This is a genomic window from Nonomuraea sp. NPDC049637 (assembly GCF_040675235.1).
Taxonomy (GTDB): Bacteria; Actinomycetota; Actinomycetes; order Streptosporangiales; family Streptosporangiaceae; genus Nonomuraea.
In genome coordinates this window covers 1-23,554 of sequence record NZ_JBFAOM010000027.1, presented here as the reverse complement: position 1 = coordinate 23,554, position 23,554 = coordinate 1, and the positions used below count along the sequence as shown (strand labels likewise).

21 protein-coding genes and 1 rRNA gene are annotated in these 23,554 nt (G+C 70.5%); 5 read left to right on the top strand and 17 right to left on the bottom strand.

Going from position 1 to position 23,554, the window contains the following annotated elements:
• Positions 1-30 precede the first annotated feature (30 nt).
• The 12 genes from pssA to AB0J71_RS31280 all read right to left on the bottom strand — a co-directional run bounded on the left by pssA (position 31) and on the right by AB0J71_RS31280 (position 13,003).
• Positions 31-858 (bottom strand): CDP-diacylglycerol--serine O-phosphatidyltransferase, encoded by an 828-nt coding sequence (gene pssA / locus AB0J71_RS31335; RefSeq protein ID WP_357983442.1) that lies wholly within the window; start codon positions 856-858, stop codon positions 31-33.
• Positions 845-1,486 (bottom strand): phosphatidylserine decarboxylase, encoded by a 642-nt coding sequence (locus AB0J71_RS31330; protein ID WP_352329585.1) that lies wholly within the window; start codon positions 1,484-1,486, stop codon positions 845-847. The genes pssA and AB0J71_RS31330 overlap by 14 nt, the downstream gene beginning before the upstream one ends.
• A gap of 108 nt (positions 1,487-1,594) precedes the next feature.
• A complete protein-coding gene (locus tag AB0J71_RS31325) occupies positions 1,595-2,578 on the bottom strand; it encodes a TerC family protein (RefSeq protein ID WP_352329586.1) in 984 nt (327 codons plus the stop codon).
• A gap of 176 nt (positions 2,579-2,754) precedes the next feature.
• Positions 2,755-3,852, bottom strand: a complete 1,098-nt coding sequence (locus AB0J71_RS31320) for a glycosyltransferase (protein ID WP_364417445.1) — start codon at positions 3,850-3,852, stop codon at positions 2,755-2,757.
• A gap of 706 nt (positions 3,853-4,558) precedes the next feature.
• On the bottom strand, positions 4,559-6,151 hold the full coding sequence (locus AB0J71_RS31315; RefSeq protein ID WP_364417338.1) for a lipid II flippase MurJ: 1,593 nt from the start codon (positions 6,149-6,151) through the stop codon (positions 4,559-4,561).
• A 72-nt stretch (positions 6,152-6,223) separates the two neighbouring features.
• Positions 6,224-7,075: a hypothetical protein gene (locus AB0J71_RS31310; RefSeq protein WP_364393717.1), complete on the bottom strand. Its 852-nt coding sequence runs from the start codon at positions 7,073-7,075 to the stop codon at positions 6,224-6,226.
• Between the two features lies 1 nt (position 7,076).
• Positions 7,077-8,051 (bottom strand): copper transporter, encoded by a 975-nt coding sequence (locus AB0J71_RS31305; protein ID WP_352326212.1) that lies wholly within the window; start codon positions 8,049-8,051, stop codon positions 7,077-7,079.
• Positions 8,048-9,244 (bottom strand): putative cytokinetic ring protein SteA, encoded by a 1,197-nt coding sequence (steA, locus tag AB0J71_RS31300; RefSeq protein WP_352326215.1) that lies wholly within the window; start codon positions 9,242-9,244, stop codon positions 8,048-8,050. Before steA ends, AB0J71_RS31305 begins: the two co-directional genes overlap by 4 nt.
• Before the next feature lie 73 nt (positions 9,245-9,317).
• Complete coding sequence (recN, locus tag AB0J71_RS31295) at positions 9,318-11,027, bottom strand: DNA repair protein RecN (RefSeq protein ID WP_352326211.1); 1,710 nt, start codon at positions 11,025-11,027, stop codon at positions 9,318-9,320.
• A 94-nt stretch (positions 11,028-11,121) separates the two neighbouring features.
• Positions 11,122-12,024, bottom strand: a complete 903-nt coding sequence (locus AB0J71_RS31290; RefSeq protein WP_352326210.1) for an NAD kinase — start codon at positions 12,022-12,024, stop codon at positions 11,122-11,124.
• Entirely contained in the window at positions 12,021-12,833 is an 813-nt protein-coding gene (locus AB0J71_RS31285) for a TlyA family RNA methyltransferase (protein ID WP_352326209.1), read from the bottom strand. The genes AB0J71_RS31290 and AB0J71_RS31285 overlap by 4 nt, the downstream gene beginning before the upstream one ends.
• Complete coding sequence (locus AB0J71_RS31280; protein ID WP_352326208.1) at positions 12,830-13,003, bottom strand: hypothetical protein; 174 nt, start codon at positions 13,001-13,003, stop codon at positions 12,830-12,832. Before AB0J71_RS31280 ends, AB0J71_RS31285 begins: the two co-directional genes overlap by 4 nt.
• 127 nt (positions 13,004-13,130) lie before the next feature.
• Between AB0J71_RS31280 and AB0J71_RS31275 the strand changes: the two genes are divergently transcribed.
• The gene (locus AB0J71_RS31275) at positions 13,131-13,478 is read left to right on the top strand and encodes an SCP2 sterol-binding domain-containing protein (protein WP_352326207.1); all 348 of its coding nucleotides are present in this window, start codon (positions 13,131-13,133) and stop codon (positions 13,476-13,478) included.
• A 506-nt stretch (positions 13,479-13,984) separates the two neighbouring features.
• Here the strand turns inward: AB0J71_RS31275 and AB0J71_RS31270 are convergent.
• Positions 13,985-14,956: an HAD-IIA family hydrolase gene (locus tag AB0J71_RS31270; protein ID WP_364417337.1), complete on the bottom strand. Its 972-nt coding sequence runs from the start codon at positions 14,954-14,956 to the stop codon at positions 13,985-13,987.
• A 121-nt stretch (positions 14,957-15,077) separates the two neighbouring features.
• On the opposite strand from AB0J71_RS31270, the gene AB0J71_RS31265 reads away from it, so the two are divergent.
• Complete coding sequence (locus AB0J71_RS31265; RefSeq protein ID WP_352326205.1) at positions 15,078-15,494, top strand: TipAS antibiotic-recognition domain-containing protein; 417 nt, start codon at positions 15,078-15,080, stop codon at positions 15,492-15,494.
• A gap of 818 nt (positions 15,495-16,312) precedes the next feature.
• Here AB0J71_RS31265 and AB0J71_RS31260 read toward each other — a convergent pair.
• Entirely contained in the window at positions 16,313-16,738 is a 426-nt protein-coding gene (locus AB0J71_RS31260; protein WP_352326203.1) for a tetratricopeptide repeat protein, read from the bottom strand.
• Positions 16,739-16,852: 114 nt separating this feature from the next.
• On the opposite strand from AB0J71_RS31260, the gene AB0J71_RS31255 reads away from it, so the two are divergent.
• On the top strand, positions 16,853-18,472 hold the full coding sequence (locus tag AB0J71_RS31255) for a DUF1015 domain-containing protein (RefSeq protein ID WP_364417334.1): 1,620 nt from the start codon (positions 16,853-16,855) through the stop codon (positions 18,470-18,472).
• An 82-nt stretch (positions 18,473-18,554) separates the two neighbouring features.
• Here the strand turns inward: AB0J71_RS31255 and AB0J71_RS31250 are convergent, their stop codons facing one another.
• Entirely contained in the window at positions 18,555-18,947 is a 393-nt protein-coding gene (locus AB0J71_RS31250) for a single-stranded DNA-binding protein (protein ID WP_364417332.1), read from the bottom strand.
• Positions 18,948-19,057: 110 nt separating this feature from the next.
• On the opposite strand from AB0J71_RS31250, the gene AB0J71_RS31245 reads away from it, so the two are divergent.
• A complete protein-coding gene (locus tag AB0J71_RS31245) occupies positions 19,058-19,984 on the top strand; it encodes an MBL fold metallo-hydrolase (RefSeq protein WP_352326199.1) in 927 nt (308 codons plus the stop codon).
• A gap of 80 nt (positions 19,985-20,064) precedes the next feature.
• Here the strand turns inward: AB0J71_RS31245 and AB0J71_RS31240 are convergent, their stop codons facing one another.
• Positions 20,065-21,117, bottom strand: a complete 1,053-nt coding sequence (locus tag AB0J71_RS31240; protein ID WP_364417330.1) for a hypothetical protein — start codon at positions 21,115-21,117, stop codon at positions 20,065-20,067.
• On the opposite strand from AB0J71_RS31240, the gene AB0J71_RS31235 reads away from it, so the two are divergent.
• Positions 21,061-22,461: a hypothetical protein gene (locus AB0J71_RS31235; protein ID WP_364417328.1), complete on the top strand. Its 1,401-nt coding sequence runs from the start codon at positions 21,061-21,063 to the stop codon at positions 22,459-22,461. The two genes, AB0J71_RS31240 and AB0J71_RS31235, sit on opposite strands and share 57 nt — an antisense overlap.
• 1,006 nt (positions 22,462-23,467) lie before the next feature.
• Here AB0J71_RS31235 and rrf read toward each other — a convergent pair.
• Positions 23,468-23,554, bottom strand: a 5S ribosomal RNA gene (gene rrf / locus AB0J71_RS31230); the annotation flags it as partial.

Sequence of the window (23,554 nt, the reverse complement as noted above, 5' to 3'; positions counted from 1 at the left end):
CATCAAAGCCGAAGATGGATGAAAAATCCCCTAGTTGCCGATTCGCTCGGCTTCCTTGCGCAGCTCCCGCTTGTAGAACAACATGCGCAGCGGGATCGCCGCGACGAGCGCGATCTGCATGGTCGCGCCGATCTTGATCGGCAGGTCGCCGCCTTCCGGCCAGGCCACCCAGAACGTGAGGAAGGCCACGTTCACCATGATCCACCCGAGGACGACCGCCGCGAGCTGCCCCTTCGGCTTGGGGTACTCGATCCGGCTGACCATCAGCCAGGCCACGCCGAGCACCGCGAACAGCGCCCAGATGCTGGGCTGGAACAGCAGCACGATGGAGATCACGGTCATGGCGCCCATGGGGATGGGCAGGCCCATGAAGTCGCCGCTCTTGGTCTTGACGCACGCGAAGCGCGCCAGCCGTACGACACCGGCGACCAGCACGGCCGCCGCGGCGGTGACCACCGCGATGAACGGCACCGAAGGCGGCGCGCCGACCCCCCAGATCACGACCATGAACGCGGGCGCGAAGCCGAAGCTGATCACGTCGGCCAGGTTGTCCAGCTCGGCGCCCATCGCCGAGGCGCGGAAGCGCCGCGCCACGAGCCCGTCGAACAGGTCGCAGGTCGCGCCGATGAGCAGCAGGACGATGGCGGTGGCGAAGTAGCTCGGCGTGGGCGTGAACTTGCCGTCGGCGACCGTGAGCTGCTGAATCGCCGAGTAGGCCAGGACGCAGACGGCGAGGAACCCGCAGACCGCGTTGCCCAGCGAGAGCGAGTCCGCGGCGGACAGGCGGAACGCCTTGCCCACGGGGCCGCGGGGCTCTTCCTCGCCCGCCTGCCAGCTGCCGGCGTCAGCCGTGGTCAATTCTGGTCACCCCCGCAACCGTCTTCTCCCCCACGGTCACCGCGGGCGAGATGCCTTCGGGAAGGTAGATGTCGACCCGCGAGCCGAACCGGATGAGCCCGATGCGCTCGGTCTGCGCCACCTTGGCCCCGGCGCTCAGGTACGGCACGATCCGGCGCGCCACGGCGCCCGCGATCTGCACCATCTCGATGTCGCCCAGCGCGGTCTCGAAATGCCACACCACGCGCTCGTTCTGGTCGCTGTCCTTGTTGAACGCCGGCAGGAACCCACCCGCGACATGCTGCACGGACGTGACATTTCCCGCAAGAGGGGCACGATTGACGTGCACGTTCAGGGGGCTCATGAAGATCGCGACGCGGGTGCGGCCGTCCGGCCAGGGGTCGATGCTCTGCACCACGCCGTCGGCGGGCGACAGGATGCGCCCCTCGCCAGGAGTGCGCTCGGGGTCGCGGAAGAACCAGAGCATGCCGCCCGTGAGCGCACCCAGCGGGGCCGCAGCCAGGGCCCAGCGCCGGTCTCGGCGCGTCAGCAGCGCGGTGGCGGCCGCCGCGGCCGCCGTCGGGAGGAGCCACGGGGAGACCCCGCGCGCGAGCCGGACGCGGCTCGACTTAGCAGAATCGTCTGACACGTACAACCTTTGGTGGTGACTGGACTAGGCGCTTTGCCATGCTGTTACGGAACTCGCAACTATTACACGGCGCAACTACACAAGCAAAGCGCCTCGATAGCCGTTCCGCTAGACCTGCTCCGGGTGCGTGTGCTCGCCTTCGCCGCTCGTCATGCGGGCTTTGATCAGGCTCGCAACCGTGGTGATCGCCATGGTGGAGCCGATGACCGTGAGCGACACCCAGATGGGAATTTCGGGTGCCCAGGTGACGCCGCTGGCATGCAACGCCTCCATTATCAGCTTAACCCCGATGAACCCGAGGATGAACGCCAAACCATAGCTGATGTAGACGAGTCGCTGCAGCAACCCGCCCAGCAGGAAGTAAAGCTGACGCAGCCCCATCAGGGCAAACGCGTTGGCCGTGAAGACGACGTAGGGGTCTTTGGTGAGCCCGAAGATGGCCGGAATCGAGTCGAGGGCGAACAGCAGGTCGGTGGTGCCGATGGCGACCATCACGATGAGCATGGGGGTCACCATGCGGCGGCCGTCGATCTTGACGCTGACCTTCGAGCCGACGTACCCCTCGGTGGTCGGGAACGCCCGGCGCACCCACCTGAGCAGGATGTTCTCGTTGAACTCGTCTTCCTCGCCCTTGAGGTGCTGCCGGATCAGGTTGACGGCGGTGTAGACCAGGAAGGCGCCGAAGACGTAGAAGAGCCAGCTGAACCGCTCCAGCGCGGCGGCGCCGAGCGCGATGAAGATGCCGCGCATGACCAGCGCGAGCACGATGCCGACGAGCAGCACCTTGTGCTGGTAGGGCCGCGGCACCGCGAACCTGCTCATGATGATGAAGAAGATGAACAGGTTGTCGACGCTCAAGCTGTACTCAGTGATGTAACCGGCGAAGAACTCCCCCGCCTTGTCGGCCCCGAAGGTGGCCCACAACCCCACACCGAACAACGCGGCCAGGGCGACATAGAAGGTGACCCAATATCCGGCCTGCCGCATGGAGAACTCACGGGCTTCACCGCGGTCGACGATCCAAAGGTCAAAGGCGAGGACGACCAGCAGACCACCGATGACGGCGATCCAGGCCCACACGGGTACGGTCACGATTCAAACCCTCCGGCATGCATGACTCATTGCCGGAGGTCTCTCCCGCCCGCGAACAACGCGGACCGGCAGCCCCGGGGGCCCCGTGGAGCGGGGCTGCACCGTGATGACGAGGCTGTCGCGAAGGGATACTCCCCTCCCTAACCCACGCAGTATACGCCGACACTCTGATCTCATCATCCATTCGATCTTGCCCCCTCGTACACCCCGAGGACGCTCTCCACGGCATCGTCACCGTCCGGCAACTCCCGTCCGCGCCGGGCCGCCGCCTCGGCCATCGTCCGCGCGATCCCGGGCTCGCCCAGGACCTTGCGCAACGCGCTGCGCAGCCCACCGGCGTCCCCGTACGGCACCAGCAGCCCCGCGTCGCCGACCAGCCACGGGGCCCCGCCGACGTCGGAGGCCACCACCGGCTTGCCCGCCATCAGTGCCTCGCTGAGGCTGAGCGGCAACCCTTCCCAGCGACTGCAGTTGACCACGACGGACGCGGCCGCCAGCAGGTCGGGGACGTCGTCCCGGTCTCCGAGGAGCAGGACGGGAAGGCTCCGGGACCGGATCCGGTCCTCCAGTTCCGCCCGCAACGGCCCCTCGCCCGCGACGGCGAACAGGGGCACCGGCGACTCCCACGGCCCGGCCGCCACGTCCAGCAGGGTGTCGAGCCCCTTCTGCTGGGCGAGCCGGCCGATCGTCAGCACCAGAGGACGATCACCCGCCCCCAGTTCCTCCCGCACCTCCTCCGGCCTGCGCCGCGCGGGCCGGAGCGGAGGCGCGGGCACCACCGCCTCCGCCACCTCCCGAGCTCCCAGGACGGTCATCCGCTCCGCCAGATCCGGCGAGACCACCAGCACCCGGTCGGCCTGCCGCGCCACGATCCGCTCCAGCACCCCGTAGACGAACCCCACGAAACCGCCGGCGGTAAGCGCATTGTGCAAGGTGACCACCACCCCCGGCCCCCTCCCCTCCCGGCCGCTTGTCCCCTGAGTCTTGAACGCTCTCAGTGCCAGGCTCGCCAGCGCCCCCGCTCGCAGGCCATGGGCGTGCACGACGTCGGCGTCGCGCGTCAGCCGCCGGATCGCGAGCACCGCGCGCAGGTCGTTCAGCGGATGCGGCCGGTCGGAGACGGCCACCTCGGCGAACGTAGCTCCCGCGGCCCGGAAGGAGAACGCCTCCTCGACACTCCCAGGCCCCACCACCGCCGCCTGGTTACCGCGCTGCACCAGCCCTTCGACGAGCATCCGTACATGCCGACCGGTCCCACCCGACGTGGTCCCCATCACAAATGCCACCCGCACGACCCCTCCTAGGCCCTCACCGGAAACCGCAGCCACACCTCAAAGCTGAAACCGTAGCCCGTATCACCTCGCAGCCTCCCGATCTCACCCACCCAACCCACCGACACCCCATACCGGCCCTCACAGGCCCCCGAGGCTCAAGGGCTGCCGGCCCCAACCGCCGCGCCTTGGCCCGCAAGCCATGACCATCACCCAAGCACCAACCGCGCAGGCCCCCGCCCGAAGCCAAGGGCCGAAGGATCCGAAGCCATGACACCTTCTTGATGCGAGGCAGCTCGGCAGCTTCTGCGCCTCACGGGCCAACACCCCAGGAGTGTGATCACCTTCACAGACCGGCCAATCCCGTGCGCCTGGCCCACGAGAGGTCAAGTGCCACTGCACCAGCGCCCGACGCCCCCTCCGAGGCCAGCCACTCCTGAAGGCCACCGCACCCGACGGTCTGCGATGCTCGTCGCCTACGGCAACCAGCCCCACAACGGCAAACCCCAGAAGCCGTACGCGCCCCCACAAGGAGCCCCAAAAGCCGCAGGCGCCGCAGCCGTTCCAGCCCCAGAAGCCCTGCGGGACCAGCCGTCCGAGCGTCAGAAGCCGCACACCACGAGCCGTCCGGCCCGGAAGCCGTGCGCGACAACCAGGAACCGCCGTAGGGCACCCACCGCAACCAAGGCAGAGGATCAGTGGCGGTGGATCAGCCGCCCCGTCGGAGCAGCCCGGCCACCACCCTGGCATCCGGCCGGTCCACCACCGCAACGACGGCAGCCCCCACCGCCACGGCGACCACCGCCGCCAGCACCACCGCACCCACGTTCGGCCAGATGCCCGAGCCCCCGAGCCACCTCACCACCCCGGCCCCCGCCAGGTACCCCAGCACACCACCGGCGACCGCCGCCCCCGCCGCCCGGGGCAGCCCTGCCGCGGCACCGCTCCCCCGCGACCGGACCACGGCCCCGAGCAGCACCACCCCACCTGCTGTCATCCCGATGCTCATCCCCAACGCCATCCCGCCGATCTTCCACCCGGCGGGCAGCACCAGCACGAGGACGGTCTGCGCGACGATGACGACCAGCCACCCCGCCACCGTCCCGGTGGCAGCCGCCCGCCCGAGCCCAGCAGCGTAGAGCACCCGGCTCAGGTGGGCGATGAGCCCGTAGCCGACGATGCCCGGCGCGAACAGCGCGATCGCCAGGGCGAGTTGAGGCGGCGGCACCTCGCTCCTGCCTCCCAGGAACACGACCGCGCCAGGCCCCGACGCGGCGGCCAGCACCCCGGCGGCCAGCCCCGTGACGAGCACCACGGCCCGCGTGGTCCGCGCCGCCAGCGCCGAGAACGCGACCGCGTCGCCTGCCTGCGCCGACAGCCGGGGGAACGCGCTGGTGGCGATCGGCACGGCCAGCACCGCGTACGGCACGAGATAGATCGCCCACGCATAGTTGTAGATGGTGAGGGCCCCGTTGCCGATCGCCTTGTTCGACAGCAGCACGACGACGATCATGGCGGCCTGCTGGGCCAGCAGCGCCGCGATCCCGGCCAGGGCGAGCCTGCGCACCTGCCCGGCCACGCCGTCGGGGAAGCGTAAGGTGGGCCGCCACCGCAGCCCCAGCCGCGACACGGGCCCGACCACGGTCAGCACGAGCGAGAGCACGCCCAGGCTGGTGCCCACCGACAGGGCCAGCTCGGCCGGCCCGGGCAGGTGAGCCGGGTCGACGATCCCCGAGCTGAGCGGCACGAACAGCAGGTACGCCACGATGACCACGATGCTGGACACCAGCGGCGCGACCGCGGGCCCGGCGAAGCGGTTGTGCGACTGGAGCACGCCGTAGAGCACGACGGCCACGCCGTACAGCGGGATCTGGGGGGCGAAGACGACCAGCATGCGGGTGGCGAGGGCGACGAGCTGGGTCGTGTCGCATCCGCTGACGGCCTCGCCGAGGAACAGCTCGATGACCGGCCGGGCGAACAGCGCGGTGAGCGCCCCCAGCGGCACCAGGACGACGACGACCCACGTCAGCAGCGCCGAGCTGATGTGCCCGGTGCGCTCGCGCGAGGCGGCGGACCCGGCCAGCACCGGCACCACCATGCCCGCCAGCGCGCCTCCGACGACGACCTCGAAGACGATGTTGGGGATCTGGTTGGCCGTCATGTACGCGGTGGACAGGCAGTTGGTGCCGACGGTCTGGGCGAAGGCGTACTGCTTGGCGAAGCCGGCGATCCGGGCCAGCACGGTGATCGCCCCGATGAGCAGGGCGCCACCCGCCACGCCCCGCGCCGTCACGCTTCGCACCCGGCCTCCCCCGCCCAGCATCCGGTCACGCCGACATCCTGGCAGGTGCCACCGACAATCGTGCGCGGAGGGTCACACGTGGTCGACGGGACGCCGCCCGAGCATGTCGATCCGGTTGAGCACCGGGTTGGCGGCGATGACCTTGGTGAAGCTGACCTTCTCCGAGGCCGCGGTGAGCGCCGCGACCGTGCCCAGGAGGACGAGCCTGCCGGGCCTGCCGAGCTTCGTCACCGCGGCGAGCCCCAGCAGGGCGCCGAGCGAGTTGGCGCCCGCGTCGCCGAGCATGGCGCGCTCGCCGAGGTCGTCGGGCAGCAGCGCCGCGGCGGCGCCCAGCGGCACGGCGGCCAGGGCCGCGGCGGCGGGCGAGGACCGCAGCAGCGAGACGGCCAGCAGCGGCCCGCCGGCCAGCAGCCCGACCTTGATCGCCCGCCCGGGACGCAGGTCGAACAGGTTGGCGAGGTTGGCGGCGCCCGCGATGGCCGCGCCGTTGACCAGGGTGTCGACGGGCCCGTCGGAGACCAGGGCCGCGGCGCCCAGCCCGGTGGCGCCGATCCCGAGGATCTTGACGGCGCCGCTGGTGACCTCACCGCGGGCCAGAGCCGTCAGGTGGCCCTTGAAACCCTTGGAGGACGTGGTGCCGTAGAGGTCGTCGTAGGCGCCGAGGGCGCCGGTGCCGACGCCGGCCAGCACCGCGGCCAGCCGGGTACGCGGCGTCAGGCCGGGCGTGAGCGCGGCCGCGGCGCCGGAGCCCGCCACGAACGCGGGCCCCTCCAGCAGGGTGATCGGCTCGCCGCGGTGGTTCTTGCGCGTCCAGCGCCCGCCCAGGTCGGCCGGACGGTTCCGGGTGAAGGCGGAGTAGGCGGCACGGGCGGCGACGGCACCGATCGCGGCGCCGGCCAGCGCGTAGAGCAGGCCACGGGCCATGTCAGCTCCCTGACTGGGTCGGTGAGGGTGTGGTGGTCGGCAGCGCGGGCTGGGTGGCCGAGGCCCCCTTGCCGATGCCGTACTGGCCGGCCCGCCCGCTCAGTTGCTCCCGGAGAGCGTAGACGACCACGACCCGGCCCGTGGGCATATCGACGGTATCGACGGTGGACACGCGCTTGGCGACGTCGCCGTCGTCGCGCAGGGCGCTGACGGCGCCCCCGGTGACGGCCGTGTTGGCGGCGCTGCCGGCCAGCACCGCGCCCTTGCCGGCGGCGTCGAGCCGGTCGGCGACCGAGACGAGCGCGCCCAGCTGGGTCTCGGCCTGCTCCCCCTCGTACGCCTTCTCCGGCGCGAACATCACCGCAAGCATGGCCCGCTTGGCGGGGTCGCCGTCGGTGCTGACCAGCCCGCCCGCCTCGAACCCGCTGATGACGGCGGAGGTCGCGGCGTTGGGGGTGCCTGCCTGGGCCTGGTCGGTGGTGAGCAGCGTGGAGGCAAGAAGCGCGCCGGCCTTGTCCCAGACGGTCGCCGTGGACGGGAAGACCATGTCGACCGGTTTGAGCTGGTTGACCAGGCCGTCGAGCACACCGCTGCGGTCGGGGTCGAAGAACTTCTCGGTCAGCGTCACGCGCCCGCTCACCTCGGCGCCCGCCTCCTCCAGCACCTGCTGCTCGGCCTCGCGGAACGTGGTGCTCGACCCCGGCGCCTCGACCAGCAGCACGCGCTGCCCAGTCAGCTCGCCCGCCACCAGCTTCGGGGTGACGCTGCTGACGAAGGCGTCGTTGCCCGCCTCGCGGCCCTGGAGCTGGTCGATCTGCACGCGCAGCTCGTCCTTGGTCTTGGTGAGCTGCGCGGAGATCTCCTGCGCGGACTTGACCGCGGGCTCCTGCAGCAGCGTGGTGCCCAGGACGATCCCGACCGCCAGCGCCAGGAAGATCGCGACGATGGAGACGACGTGGTAGCGAAAATCGATCACGAGAAGAGTCCGACCAGCCAGAAGATGAATGCGTTCCAGACGTCTTGCAGGCCGTTCAGCCAGGTCTGGCCGAGCGGCGACAGGAAGAGCGCCACCCCCATGGTGATCAGGGCGGTGATCACGAGCATCAGGAGCTGGGAGGTGGTGATGCGGCTGCGGTAGAGCCTGCTGACGCCCTTGGCGTCGATGAGCTTGCTGCCGATGATCAGCCGGGTCAGGAAGGTGCTGGCCATGCCGGAGCGGCCCTTGTCGAGGAACTCCTCCAGGGTGCCGTGGGTGCCGACCGCGACGATCAGCTCGGCGCCCTTGTCGTCGGCCAGGAGCATCGCGATGTCCTCGCTGGTGCCGGTGGCCGGGAAGATGACCGCCTCGCGGCCGAGCTGGTGCACCCGCTCCAGGCCGGGGGCCCGGCCGTCGCGGTAGGCGTGCACGACGAGCTCGGCGCCGCAGGTCAGGGCCTTGGTCGAGACGGAGTCGAAGTCGCCCACGATCACGTCGGGGAGGTAGCCGGCCTCCAGCAGCGCATCGGCGCCGCCGTCGACGCCGACGAGCACGGGACGGTATTCCCTGATGTAGGGGCGGAGGGTGGCGATGTCTTCCTTGTAGTGATATCCGCGCACCACGATGAGGACATGTCTGCCCTCCATCGGGGTGCGGATCTCAGGCACGCCGACTCCGTCGATGAGAAGCTTGCCCTCACCACGAACGTACTCCATCGTGTTGACGGCGAAAGCCTCGATCTGCACGGCCAGCCCGGCGCGCGCCTCGGCCATGGCGGCCTCGACGGCCTCGGCCGTCTGTTCGTCGCCTTTGCCCACGACGTCGTCGTCGAGGTAGATCGCGCCCTCGTGGAGGCGGATGACGTCGCCGTCCTTGACGCGTTCGAACAGCTCGGGATTGGCGTTGTCGACAAACGGCACGCCCGCGTCGAGCAGGATCTGCGGACCCAGGTTGGGATAGCGGCCGCTGATGCCCGCGGCGACGTTGACGACAGCCGCCGCGCCGCACGCGACGAGCGCCTCCGCGCTGACCCGGTCAACGTCGACATGGTCGATAATCGCTATTTCCCCGGGCTGGAGGCGCTTGGTCAGCCTCTTGGTTCGCCGGTCGATTCTCGCCACTGCCGTCACACCGGGAAGGTCATCGACCTTCCTGCCACGGAGGCCCGGCATCTTGCTCCCCGGAACCTTCATCATGACCATCCTGCCAGAGGGAAACAGCGCCGGGGCCAAGCACTACGCCGCGTGTCCACTATGTCACGCTGAATCACCTGTCGGCCGCTGCGAGCCCGAGCAGCTCCTCCGCGTGCGCTCGGCCGAGTTCGGAGTCCTCCAGACCGGCCAGCATGCGCGACAGTTCGCGGACGCGTCCCTCGTGGTTGAGCGTGACGACACCGCTGCGCACGACGCTGCCGTCGCTGGCCTTCTCGACGACCAGATGCTGGTCGGCGAAGGCCGCCACCTGCGGGAGGTGGGTGACGACGATCACCTGCGCGGTGCGCGCGAGGCGGGCCAGCCGGCGCCCGATCTCGACCGCGGCCTTGCCGCCGACCCCCGCGTCGACCTCGTCGAACACGAACGTCGGCACCGGGTCGGCACCGGCGAACACGACCTCGATGGCGAGCATGACGCGGCTCAGCTCACCGCCGGAGGCGCCCTTGTTGAGCGGCAGCGGCGGCGCGGCCGGGTGGGCGGCCATCCGCAGCTCCACCTCGTCGACGCCCTCCGGGCCGAACTCGGCGCTCTGGGTGAGCTGCACCACGACCCGGGCGTGGGGCATGGCCAGCGCGGTCAGCTCTTCGGTCACGGCCTGGCCGAAGCGCTCGGCGGCGGCCTCACGCACCTTGGTGAGCTCGGCGGCCAGGGTGGTGAGCCTGGTGGTGAGCTCCTCGTGCTCGCGGGTGAGCTCCTCGATGCGCTCGTCGTCGCCTTCGAGCTCGCCCAGGCGGGCGGCCGCCTGCTGGGCCCAGGCCAGCACCCCTGCGCTGTCCTCGGCGTATTTCCTGATCAGGCTGCCCAGCACGGACCTGCGCTCCTGCACGGCTCCGAGACGGGCGGGGTCGGCCTCGATGGACTCGGCGTAGGCGGCCAGGTCGGTGGCGACGTCGGAGATCAGGTATCCGGCCTCGGCGAGCCGGTCGGCCACGCCGGCGAGCTGCGGGTCGTAGTCGCGCACGGCCTCGACGGCCGCGCGGGCCTCCCCGAGCAGCGAGATCACGTCACGGGCGCCGCCGCCGGCCTCCATCGGGTCGCCGAGCAGCGCGGTGTGGGACGTGGTGGCGGCGCTGCGCAACGCGTCGGCGTGCGAGAGGCGCTCCTCCTCCTCGCGCAGGTCGGCGTCCTCGCCCGGCTTGGGGTCGACCTTCTCGATCTCCTCCAGGCCGAACCGCAGCCGGTCGGCCTCCTGGGCACGCTCCCTGGCCTGGGTGGTCAGCTCGTCGAGCAGCGCCCCGACCTGCTTGTGCCGCTTGTACGCCTGCGCATACGCCCGCAACGGCTTGACCAGCTCGTTTCCGGCGTAACGGTCGAGCGCGGCGCGCTGCCTGGCGGCCTGCAGCAGCCGCTGCTGGTCCATCTGCCCGTGCACCGCCACCAGGTCGTCGGCCAGGTACGTCAGCGTGCCGACGGGCACCGTGCGGCCCCCGAGCCAGGCCCTTGAGCGGCCCTCGGCCGAGACGGTGCGCGAGATGATCAACTCGCCGTCCTCGACTTCACCGCCGAGGTCCTCGACCTGCTGGGCGACCCGGCCGCCGGGCTCGACGACGAGAGTGCCCTCGACGGTCGCCTTGTCAGCCCCCGGACGGATGCGCGAGGGATCGGCCCGGCCGCCGAACAGCAGCCCGAGCCCCGTGACGACCATCGTCTTGCCCGCGCCGGTCTCGCCGGTGACCACGTTGAAGCCCGGCGAAAGCTCGAGTACGGCCTCGTCGATGACGCCGAGCCCCTGGATGCGGACCTCCTCGACCCTTGGTCGCACTGCCCACTCCCGTCACTGCCGTGCCTGATGGCCGGTCGATTGTCTCCGGACATCTGTTGCCCATGGGATCCTACGCGCTCCGCCCTCCATTCATTCAGGGTCGCACTCTCCCGCGCCATCCCTGAACCGGTAGTTCGAACTTGGCGACCAGCCTGTCGGTGAAGGGCGCGCCGGTGTTCTCGATGCCGTGCAGACGGGCCAGGCGCACCGGCTCGGCGCCCCTGCGCACCTCCACCCGCGACCCGGAGGGCAGCTCGAAACGACGGCGGCCGTCGCACCACAGAACCCCGCCCGGCGTGTCCGGCAGGATCTCCACGGCCATCGTGGACCGTGGCGAGACCACCAGCGGCCGGGCGAACAGCGCGTGGGCGCTGATCGGCACCAGGAGCAGCGCCTCCACCTCCGGCCAGACCACCGGCCCGCCGGCCGAGAACGCATACGCCGTCGAACCCGTCGGAGTGGCGCATATCACGCCGTCGCAGCCCCAGCGGGACAGCGGCCGCCCGTCGATCTCGGCGACCACCTCCAGCATGCGTTCCTGCTTCTCCACGGTGACCTCGTTGAGCGCCCACGTGTCGGCGATCACCCGGCCGTTCTGCCTGGCCAGGACGTCGATCGTCATGCGCTCCTCGACGTCGTAGCGCCCGGCGACCACGCTGTCGACCGCCGTCGCCAGGTCGGCCACCTCCGCCTCGGCCAGGAACCCGACGTGCCCGAGGTTGACCCCGAGCAGCGGCGTGCCGGCGGGCTTGGCCAGCTCGGCCGAGCGCAGCAGCGAGCCGTCGCCGCCGAGCACGATCATGACCTCGGCGTCCTTGGCCGAACCGGGGTCGTCGCTGGGGACGACCTCCACCCCGCCACAGCCGATGTCACGCGCCTCGGTGTCCAGGACGCGTACGTTGATGCCCGCCCCGACCAGCCGGTTGATGACCAGACGGGCGCTCTCGACGGCGGCGCCCCGCCCGGTGTGGACGGCGACCAGCACGGTCCGGTTCATTGCGGCCCTTCCGCGACGGCACGCTGGATCTCGGCATCGAGCTCGGCGACGGGCGGATCACCCTCTCCTTTGCCCAGCCACAGCAGGTATTCGACATTTCCGGACGGACCGGGCAGCGGGCTCGCGGTCACTCCCCGCACGCTCAGCCCCAGCTCCTGCGCCTTGGCCGCCGCCTCGCGCACCGACCTGGCCCGCAACTCGGGGTCGCGCACCACGCCGCCCGCGCCCACGAGCTCCTTGCCCACCTCGAACTGCGGCTTGACCAGCATGACGAAGTCGGCCCGCGGCGCGGCGACCTGCGCCAGCGCCGGCAGCACGAGCCGCAGCGAGATGAACGACAGGTCGCCGACGACCAGCGTGGGCGGCTCGCCGACCATCTCGGGGGTCAGATCGCGCACGTTGACCCGTTCCATCACGGTCACCCGCTCGTCGGTGCGCAGCGACCAGGCGAGCTGGCCGTAACCGACGTCGACCGCGAGCACGTGGGCCGCGCCGTGGCGCAGCAGCACGTCGGTGAAGCCTCCCGTGGAGGCTCCCGCGTCGAGGCACCTGCGCCCCTCCACCGACAGGCTCTTGAACGCCTCCAGCGCCCCGAGCAGTTTGTGCGCTCCCCGCGAAACGTAGTCGGGCCCGTCGGCCGACTCGGCGACGACGATGGCCGAGGCGGTGTCGACCTGGGTCGCGGGCTTGTGCGCCTGCTGGCCGCCCACGCTGACCCGCCCGGCCTCGATGAGCTGGGCGGCCTGCTCCCGCGACCTGGCCAGCCCGCGGCGCACCAGCTCGCTGTCGAGACGGATCCGCCGGCTCACCGCTCGCCCAGCGCTTCGTCGCCCGCACCCGCGAGAGTGGACTCCAGCCCGGCGAACGCCTCCTCGAACACCGCCACGTGCTCGTTCACCGGCAGCTCGCCCACACGACCGAGACCGGCCACGATGGCGTCGACCCGCTCGTCACCGGTCTCCTCCGGCAGCTCACTCATGACTCGACCGTAACGCCTCGGGCGAGCGCCCGGGACCTTGGCAGGCGTGTCACGCGTTGAAGCTCATACGGGGGTGCTAGTGATGTGGAACGCTACCGACCGCAAAGGGAAAGAAAGGATGCCCAACATGGCAAGCGTCGAGGAGTGCCGGGCGGCACTGGCCAGGCTCGTCGCCCAGTTCGACGAGATCGGCGCGGAGGATCGTGCCAAACACGTGGTGGAACGCACGGTCAGCGCCCGGGTGTCCGACCTCGACGTGATCTTCTACGGGCGGCTGCATCACGGGGGGCTCGACCCGTTCACCGAGGAGCCGCCGGCGGGCGGCAAACCGGCCGATGTGAAGATCACCATCGCGAGCGACGACCTGGTCGCGCTGGTCGACGGTGAACTGGATCTGGCCCGTGCCCTGCTCGGAGGGCGGGTGAAGATCGACGCAAGCTTCGGCGACCTGCTGCGCCTGCGCAAGCTGATCTGACCGGGTCCGTGCCATGCGCGCGTTCGCTGTCAGGCGACTGTTCGCTGTCCTGCGCAGCCGTTCAGCGCGTGTGTTCGCCATGAGGCAACTACTCGGTGCGTGTTCGCCATCAGGCAACTACTCGGCGCGTGTGTTCGCGATCAGGCAACTGCTCGGCGCGTGCGTTAACTGTTAGGCGACAAGCGAACAGCGAACCTGCCCCCTCATCCCCCGACCGACTGAGCCGCCCTCCGGCGGCCACGTCGCCCCCATCTGACGACGCTTTTCCCGACCAGCCCACACCCCGCAATCACGGCGCTGCCCCTGCACCACTCGCGTGCACGAGTCCCGCGTGGTGCGGGCTGTGGCTACTGGTCCCGTGCCCAATGGCGTGCCCGCTCGACGAGTCCGGCGTGGTGCGGGCTGCGGAAGGAGGACGCCGTCACGAGTGGGCTCGCGGGCTCCTGGCCGCTGCCAGGCGGGAAAGGGCAGGGTCGAGGCGGCCCCCTCCGCCCGTGCTGATCGCCTCACCCCACGCGCTGCAGGACGTCCTTGACCGCGTCCTCCCCGATCTGCCCTTCGCCCGCGGCCGTCCAGGCGGCGTCGCAGGCCGCGCGCAGGCCGTCGATCCGGCTGCCGTCGCCTTCGAGGTGCAGCGCCCCGTCGCGCCACTCGGCCCGCCATCCCCGGCAGGCGCCGTCCCGCACGTCGGGATAGGGCTGCACCAGCGCGCCGAGGTCCTCGGCCAGGTACGTGGGCCGGTGCCGGGGCGCGGCGGTCAGCACGTCGAGCGGAGTGGCCACCCCGGTGAACACCAGCAGGCTCTCCACCCCCGCGTTGGAGGCCCCTTCGATGTCGGTGTCCAGCCGATCCCCCACGACCAGCGGCCGCCGAGCGCCGGTACGGATCATCGACTCCCGGTGCAGCGGCGGATCCGGCTTGCCGGCGTACACCGGTTCGACCCCGGTGGCGGCGGCGATGACCCGGACCATTGCCCCGTTCCCCGGCAGTTCGCCCCGCCCTGTCGGCATGGTGCTGTCACCGTTGGAGGCCACGAACAGCGCGCCCTGCCGTACGGCCAGCGCCCCCTCCGACAGCAAGGCGTACGACAGACCGGGAGCGATCCCCTGAACCACCGCAGCGGGCGACTCGGCCGCGACGGACACCGGCCTGAGCCCATGAGCCCGTACGGCCACCCGCAGCCCCGACCCGCCCACGACCAGCACCGCGGCGCCCGGAGCCACCCGCTCAGCGACGAGCCGCGCGGCCGCCTGCGCCGAGGTCACCACATCGGCCGCCATGGCAGGGACGCCGATTTCCCGCAGGTGGGCGGCGATGGCGGCGGGCGTCCTGGAGGCGTTGTTGGTCACGTAGGCGAGCCGGACCCCCTTGCCCTGCGCCTCCTCCAGCGCCTGCCTCGCCCCGGGTACCGCGTGCTGTCCGAGGTAGACCACACCGTCGAGGTCGAGCAGCAGGGTGTCATAGCCGTCAATCAGCACAGCGCCTCTTCCCGTTTGACTCTCACGCCGCGTGAGACTTTAGCGTCGCCTTCGTACCCGTCCACAGGAAGCCTTCTCTTCGTGGATCGGGAAACCCGTAACCGACACCGGAAGGACAACCATGCCCCAGGAACGCGCAGAACCCCTCGGCGCCCCTACCCATGACGCGTACGCGGCGGAGGCCGAGCAACGCTGGGGCGGCACAGACGCCTGGGCCGAATCCGCCCGCCGCACGTCGGCGTACACGAAGTTGGACTGGCAGCGGCACGAAGCCGAAGCGGCCGCCCTCTCGGCCCGCCTCGCCGACGCGATGCACGCAGACGTCCCGGCCGACGGCGACCTCGCGATGGACCTGGCCGAGGAACACCGCGCCCACCTCTCGCGCTGGTTCTACGACTGCACGTACGACATCCACCGCGGCCTCGCCGACCTGTACGTCTCCGACCCCCGCTTCACCGCCGCCTTCGACCGCACCTCCCCCGGCCTGGCCGCCTACCTCCGATCCGCCATCCTCGCCAACGCCACCCGCCACGCCTGACCCCCACCACCATGCGCGTACAGAGGGCGGCGGCCGACGAGCCCAAAACTGAGGGCACGGCCGCCCCTCAAGGCGCCGTTCTGCCACGCAAAACCAGGCAAACACCCTCACGGCGACCTTCTTCCATGATGGTCTGGCAGCCAAATACGGCCAAGGCATGCCTACCCCCTTACGCGAGGGCAGCCAGATGCAGCTGTGGCATGCCCGGACTCTCAAGCAGGCACCGCCTGGGCAGCCACGACAACTGCATTCGCCGCACCACGCTTCTCGGGCGCTCGCCTGGGAAAGCCACCGCACAGGCCCCTCATGTCCCAGTGGTGAGACCTCGCACGGCCCATCACGGTGGTGCCCTTACAACCCGAGTGGGTCGCCCAGCAGCCAGGGTTGCCACTCCTCCGGTATCGGTCGGAGTCGTCACAACCGGCCAGGTGCTCGGGGTCGACGGCGGGCTGTGCCGTGATGTCCCCCGGCCGCCTTCAGCGGCTGCTGTCTCCCGGCCGCCGTCAGCGGCTGGGGAACGCGCGGACAGGGCCGCCCATGCGCGACGGCGTGAACGCCTTGCCGAGGCCCTGGAAGGACCTCAGCGACAACGCCACCCCAATGGACCCACCTAGGGCACGGATAGCCGCCCTCCAACACAGGGCCAGACCAAGGAAGCGATCTGCTGCGACGACGCCCGATCAGCACGACGGGCCGCAAGCACACATCGCAGGGCGGCCTCCCCACCGAGTCAACGCCCCCGGAGAGGACCGAAACGCCTCGGCACAGTCGCTTGGGAGACGACGTCGGCCATGGCCGGCCCCCGCGCCCGCCTGCCCCTACATCTCTCGGCGAGCCCTCAACGTCGCCCGCACACTCTTCAAGGCCGACACGTAATGCCGCTCGTCCGGCCGCATGGCCACCGCGATGGCCAGCGGCTCCTGAGCCCCTTCCAGATCCCCCGTACGCCACAACGACAAGCCCAGCCCGAAGTACGCATAATCCTCAGCCGGGTTCGCATCCACGATCTGCCGGAAGCTGGCCGCGGCCTCCGCGTACTGACGGGAGTTGAACTGCGCCCGAGCCAGCGCCTCGAGGATGCTCCGGGACTGCGGCTCTGCAGCGGCGGCCCGTTCCAGCAACGCCGCGGCAGCAGCCGGGCTCCCCTCCTTCAGCAACTTCACACCACGCTGATACCAGTCGTACACACCGCCCCCGGGAACGCCACCCACGGACTCATCGTGACCATTTCCGCCCTGAACCATGCGTGAGGACTCCTTCATCGCTGGACGACGAACCTCGCTCCCCCTCCGCCGCGTAAGGGGCGCGACAGCAAACGATTGGGGCAACTCCTGGTAGGCGCAAGCATTTATGGGAGCATGCCCGGTATGGGGACTCCTGAACTGCCGGTGCCGGACGGACTGGTGCTACGGCCCTTCCGAGGCGTACGTTTCGATGTCGAAGATCCCGCCAAGGTGACCTCCCCACCGTACGACCTGATCAGCGACGCGGACGTCGAAGCCCTCCTTGCCTCCCACCCGAACAATGTCGTCCGCCTCATCCTTCCCTGCAACCCAGAAGCGACACCCGCCACCGAACCCGGCACCCCTCGTGACCCGGCCGGGACCCCGTCCAGACTCCGCCACCGGACCGAAGTGCCGCTGGAAGCGCGTTACTCCGAGGCCAGGGACACGCTGAGGGCCTGGCTGGACGCCGGCGTCCTCGTGGCCGACGACACCCCCGCCCTGTACGTGTACGAGCAGAGCGGCCCGCACGTCCTCCAGCGCGGCCTGATCGGCGACGTCGGCCTGGTCGACCCCGCCGACCGCGTCATCCTCCCCCACGAGGACGTCATGCCCGGCCCCATCGCCGACCGGCTGGCCCTCATGAGCACCACCGAGGCCAACCTCGAACCCATCTTCCTCCTCTACAACGGCGACAACGGCAGGGCGACCCGCCTGGTGGACGAGGTCGCCGCCAAACGACCGCCCCTCGTCACGGCCGGAACCGAGGACGGCCTCACCCACCGGCTGTGGGCGATCACCGACCCGGACGAGATAGACGCCATCAACGCCGACCTGCGCAACCGTCAAGCCCTGATCGCCGACGGCCACCACCGGTACGCCACCTACCGCGTCCTCCAGCGTCAGGAACACGCCGCCCGCCAAGCCCTGCGGGACGGGACGCACCAGGCCACGCCCAACGACGGGTCACAGGAAGCCATCCAGCCCTCTCAGCACGTCCCCCTCAACGCACCCCCGAGCATGCCCACCCACAACTCCCAGGGCGCATCACACCCGTCCACCGCGCCGGACCACCCCGTAACACCCTCTCCTAGCCCAATCACCTCGTTCCGGCACGAGCTGACCGATCACCTGGCCCATCCGTCAGCGGAGCCGGCCTCCGCCCCGGCCGACCCCCGGCAGGCGCTGGGCCCCTGGGACTTCGGGCTCGCCCTGATCGTCGACTCCACCGCCTACCCGCCCGACCTCAAGGCCATCCACCGCGTCATCCCCGGTCTCCCCTTGGCCGAGGCCGCCGCCAGGGCCAGAGGCGCCTGGCAGGTACACGACTACGACGACCTGGCGCAGGGCCTGGAGGCACTGCAGAACGCGGCCGAACCCGCCTTCCTCCTCGCCGGTGAGAGCGGCACGCATCTGCTCACCGACCCCGACCCGGTGCAGCTCAACCTGGCGATGCCGGACGGCCATTCGGACCGCTGGAACTCGCTGAACACCTCCATCCTCAGCGAGTTCATCCTGCCCAAGGTGTGGGGCATGGAGGACGACGAGCGGGCGGTACGCATCGTCCACCACGACACCGAGGCGGCGTTGCGGCTCGCGATCCAGACGGGCGGCACAGCCGTCATCCTCAAGCCGCTCATGGTCGACGACGTGCTGGCCGTCGCCGCGGGGGGCGAACGAGTGCCCCGCAAGTCCACCTCCTTCGGCCCCAAACCGCGTACCGGCCTGGTCCTGCGCACGTTCGCCATCGACTGACGCCGCCCCTGCCGCGTAGCCACGCCTCCCCTGCCCATCGCCGAGCGCTCTCCAGGGCGGCGCCTGGCCATCGCCGACAAGATCACCCCGCCCCGGCCAGCTGAGCCACCTGCCGCGGCCCCCGGCTCGCCACCACCTCTTCAGACGGCTCAGGAACCGTCTCCTCGACAGGTCTGACGGCACCGACCTCCACCTCGTACCGCCAGATCTTGGCGGCGGCCGGGCCGAAGACCCGGCAGCGGAACGCGCCCGTCACCTCGATGAAGTCCCGCGGTTTGAGACCTCGCACGATGTGCGCGACCTCGGGATCGAACGTGACGCACGGGATGCTGTCGGTGAGAGCCGCTCCTCGCCGGTGCCTGCGCCGGCGGCGTACGATGACGCGCCACTTCGTGGCCATGTCGCCGCTCGGCATCGCGTATTCCTCGACCGCCGCCGACAGCCGCCCCACCAGCACGACCTCGTTCCGATCCATTGTCGTCCTCCCGTTTGTGTTCCGGAGGAGATCACTCTCTACGATGAGGGGAAGCCCGGATCGATACGAACGTCGTTCTGGGGATGACGGATGTACGCGCGGGAGTGCCTGTGGACAACATCACCGCACTAGGCGGCGACGTCTATGAGATCGACACCAAGATGGCCGGATACTCAGGCATCACCGCCGGCTACCTGATCCTGGGAGATCGGCCGTGCCTGGTGGAGACGGGCACCTCGACCTCGTCCCCCGTGGTGCGCGACGCGCTCGCCTCGCTCGGCGTCGGCCCGGACGACCTGGCCACCGTGGTGGTGACCCATATCCACCTGGACCATGCGGGCGGTGTGGGGGACATCGCGAAGTTCTTCCCGTCCGCGCAGGTGGTCGTACACGAGAAGGGTGCGCGCCATCTGGCCGATCCGTCGCGTCTGATGGCCAGCGCCCGGATGGTCTGGGGTGACCAGCTCGACACCCTCTTCGGCGAACTGTCCCCCACCGAGGCCGAGCGCATCGTCGCCCTGGGCGACACCGGCGCCATCGACCTGGGCAACGGCCGCACGCTGAGCAGCCACTACTCCCCCGGCCATGCCAAGCACCACGTCGGCCTGATCGACTCCGCCACCGGAGACCTCTACGTCGGGGACGCCGCGGGCGTGTATCTGCCCCAGACCGGCGACCTGCGCCCCGCCACGCCGCCGCCGGACTTCGACCTTCAGACGGCCCTCGACTCGATCGCCCTGTTCCAGGCCCTTGGTCCGCAACGGTTGCTGTTCAGCCACTACGGACCGGTCGGCGCCGTCCAGGAGACCCTTGAGCGATCCGCCGAGGAGCTCCGGGTCTGGGTGGATCTCACCCGCCAGGCACACTCCGAGGGCCTCGACCTCGATCACGCGGTCGCCATGGTCCGCGACCGCACCAAGGAGCGCTACACCGCCCTGCAGTCGGACGACGTGACAGCCGAGCAGTTCGAACTGCTGAGCGGCGCCCCGTCGAACGTCGCGGGCATCCTCCACTGGCTCAACCGCGTCGAACGATGACCACCGGCTGACCACACCTCATAGGACACAAAAGCTCCGCCGTACCCCTGATCATCAGGGGTACGGCGGAGCCTCAATACCTACTCGCCGTTCTTCTTCGGCCGGTCCTGAGCGGACTCGTCCGTCTCGACTTCCAGCACGTCACCGAAGTCCGGCTCGATGAACGCAGGCGTGATCCCCGGCGTCCCGGCCTCCGCCGGCTTGCCTTCCTCGCCACGGTCCGCGGGCTCGCCCGCCTCCGGCTCGGCCGCCTCAGCAGCGACGGCGTCCTTCGGCTCGACAGGCTCGACCGGCGCGCCCGGCTCGACAGGTTCAGCAGGCACGGCAGGCTCGGAGACCTCGGGCTCCAGGAGGTCGTCCGCCTCGGCCAGGGCCTCGGCGTCCTCTTCCTCCTCCTCGGCCAGCTTGCCCTCGTCGGCGACGCCGGCGTCGTCGAAGTCGTCCTCGGAGTCGTCCTCGGAGTCGTCCTCGGAGTCGAGGTCCTCCTCGAAGTCCTCCTCGACGTCCTCGATGACGGCTCCGGTGAGCTCGGCGTAGCGCTCGGCCGCGTCCGTCTCGCCGTCCTCGTCGAAGGCCATCGCCCGGGCGAACCAGTCCGTCGCCGCCTCCTGATGCCCGGCGTCGGCCAGGGCGTCCGCATAGGCGAACGCGAGGCGCGCCGACCACGGCTTGGGCTGCGGGTCGCGCAGCTCGGGCAGGCGCTGGAGGGTGATCACGGCCGCGTCCTGCTGGCCGAGGTCACGCCGGGCGCCCGACTCGACGATGGTCAGCTCGATGCGTCCGGCCCGGTCGAGGCGCTCGGCCTCCGGCGAACGTACGAGATCGATGGCCCGCTCCGGACGGCCCAGACCGCGCTCGCAGTCGGCCATGACCGGCAGGTACGCGTCCGACCCCGTCATCCTCCTGGCCGCACGCAGGTCGCTGAGCGCCTCGGAGAAGTGCCCGGCCCGATAGGCGACGATGCCCGCGGCCTCGCGTACGACACCGATGCGCGCGGCGAACCGGCGCGCCACCTTGGTGTGTTCGTGCGCCTTGTCGGGGTCGTCCTCCTCCAGGGCGCGCTCCGCCGCGACCAGGTGCCTGCCGACCAGGTCGGAGAGGTCACCGGGCAGCGAACGCAGCTCCTCGCGCACTTCCTTGTCGAGCTCTTCCGCGGTGATGTCAGGCGCCATCTCGGGCAGCCTCTCGCGCTGCGGGGCGTCGGAGTCACGGTCCTCCCGGCCGTACCTGGCGCGGGTGCCACCGCCCGGACGCTCCCCGCGGTCGTCACGCGAGAACGGACGCGACTCACGGTAGCCGCCACCCTCGCGACGAGGCCCGTAGGAGTCGTCGCGGCGCGGGCCGCGGTCGTAGCCACCCTCGCGACGCGGCCCCCGGTCGAACCCCTCACGACGCTGCCCGCCGCCGCGGTCGTCACGGAACCCGCCCTCGCGACGCGGCCCCCGATCGAAGCCCTCTCGACGCGGCCCGCGGTCGAAACCTTCGCGACGCGGACCACGGTCGAAGCCCTCACTGCGGGGACCACGCTCCGAGCCCTCACCACGAGGACCACGGTCATAGCCTTCCCGGCGCGGGCCACGGTCACCGAAGCGGTCGTCGCGGCGCTCCCCGAACCCGCCGCCCTCACGGCGCGGGCCCCGGTCGAAACCTTCACGACGCGGCCCGCGGTCGAAACCCTCCCGGCGAGGACCACGGTCAAAGCCCTCGCGACGCGGGCCCCGGTCGAAACCCTCACGCCGCGGCCCCTGCTCGAAACCCTCCCGACGTGGACCACGGTCATAGCCTTCACGACGCGGCCCACGGTCGCCGTAGCTGCCGCCCTCACGACGCGGCCCACGGTCACCAAAACCGCCGCCTTCACGACGCGGTCCCCGGTCACCGTAGCCGCCGCCCTCACGCCGAGGTCCGCGATCCTGGAAGGGACGACGCTCATCGCCCTCCCTGCGCGGCCCGCGGTCGAAGCCCTCCCGGCGAGGACCACGGTCAGAACCTTCGCGACGCGGACCCCGGTCGCCGTAGCCGCCGCCCTCACGACGCGGCCCACGGTCCTGGTAAGGACGGCGGTCATCGCCCTCACGGCGCGGCCCACGATCATCCCGGTCCTGGTAAGGACGACGCTCGTCACCCTCACGACGCGGCCCGCGGTCGAAGCCTTCCCGGCGAGGACCACGATCGAAGCCCTCGCGTCGCGGACCACGGTCGGAACCTTCACGACGCGGGCCGCGATCGCCGTACCGGCTCTCGCGACGCTCGCCGTAGCCACCGCCGCCCTCGCGACGCTCGCCGTAGCTGCCTCCGCCTTCACGGCGGTCACCGTAGCCACCCTCGCGGCGGGGTCCGCGGTCGTCCCGGTCGCGGTAGGAGCGGCCCTCGTCCCGGAAACCGCCCTCACGCCGCGGCGCACGCTCGTCGCGGGAACCCTCCCCGCCTCGGGGCGCTCTGTCCTCGCGGTTGTACGGCCGCGGCCGGCCCTCTGAACGGAACGGACGATCGCCACCGGAATCACGCCCGCGAGAGCCGTATCCGCCAGTCCTGCCGCCGCTGGAGCGCCTGTCCCCGTAGTCGCCCCGCCCGCGCTGTCCGCCGTCCGATCCGTCTTCTCTGTTCACTTCTGGTCCATTTCGTTGGCTCACTCAGCGGACTCACAACGCCGGTCCACCGTGGCTGGTCGCCGCCCGCCCTCGGGCCTTACGCGACGAAGGCCACCCGTGGGGGTGGCCCGCTCCCCCCAGCCTAGCAAGCCCCCGAACGTTCACGAGCCCTCCAGCCACCCACGACCATTCGGCCAACCGGCCTCTTACCTTCGCCGCCACCCACAGAACGACGCTCACCAGAACGGTGCGGCAGCGATCTCATGGTCGAAACCGAACACCCGAAGAACGGGAAGTCCCCTCAGCGGTATCTGGCCCACATCCTCATAAACGTGTTCCCGGAGCATCGGAGAAGCCTCTGAACGATGAGTCTCGCGAACGGGCCGGTGGCTTGGGGGTGGATCCTCACGCCTACTGTGCGCCAGGCGCTCAGAGAATGCCTCTGCTCTGATGCAACACCGATCCAGAAGGCAAGAGGGCGACGACTAGCGCACCGCTCACCGCTCCTCCCGGTAGCGGCGGCCGAGAATTTGCACGATTCGACGGTGGGCTCACCGCCACCACCCAAGGCCGTCTCACGAAGCTCATAAAACGTCGCGCCCGTTCTCAACGCGTGCAAGCGGGACGTCCGCCGGGGTCGCTGTGCTTGTATCCAAGGGGGGCAAGCCCGGGTGTGGTCGCCGCGTCAACACATGGGGGTGCTCACAGCGCACCGGCCCCGACAGGCGGCTCCGTGTTCGCGAACCGGCTGGCACGACGCGACTGGCGGCCGGCCCTGTGACACCGAACCGAACTCCCAAGGCGTCCTGCACGCCCCTGAAGCTCTTCATCGAGAAATGTGTACAACGCAAAGAAGCCCCACACGATCCGTGTGGGGCTTCTTTGAAAGATTGTCCGGCGGTGACCTACTCTCCCACACCCTCCCGAGTGCAGTACCATCGGCGCAGAGAAGCTTAACTTCCGGGTTCGGAATGTAACC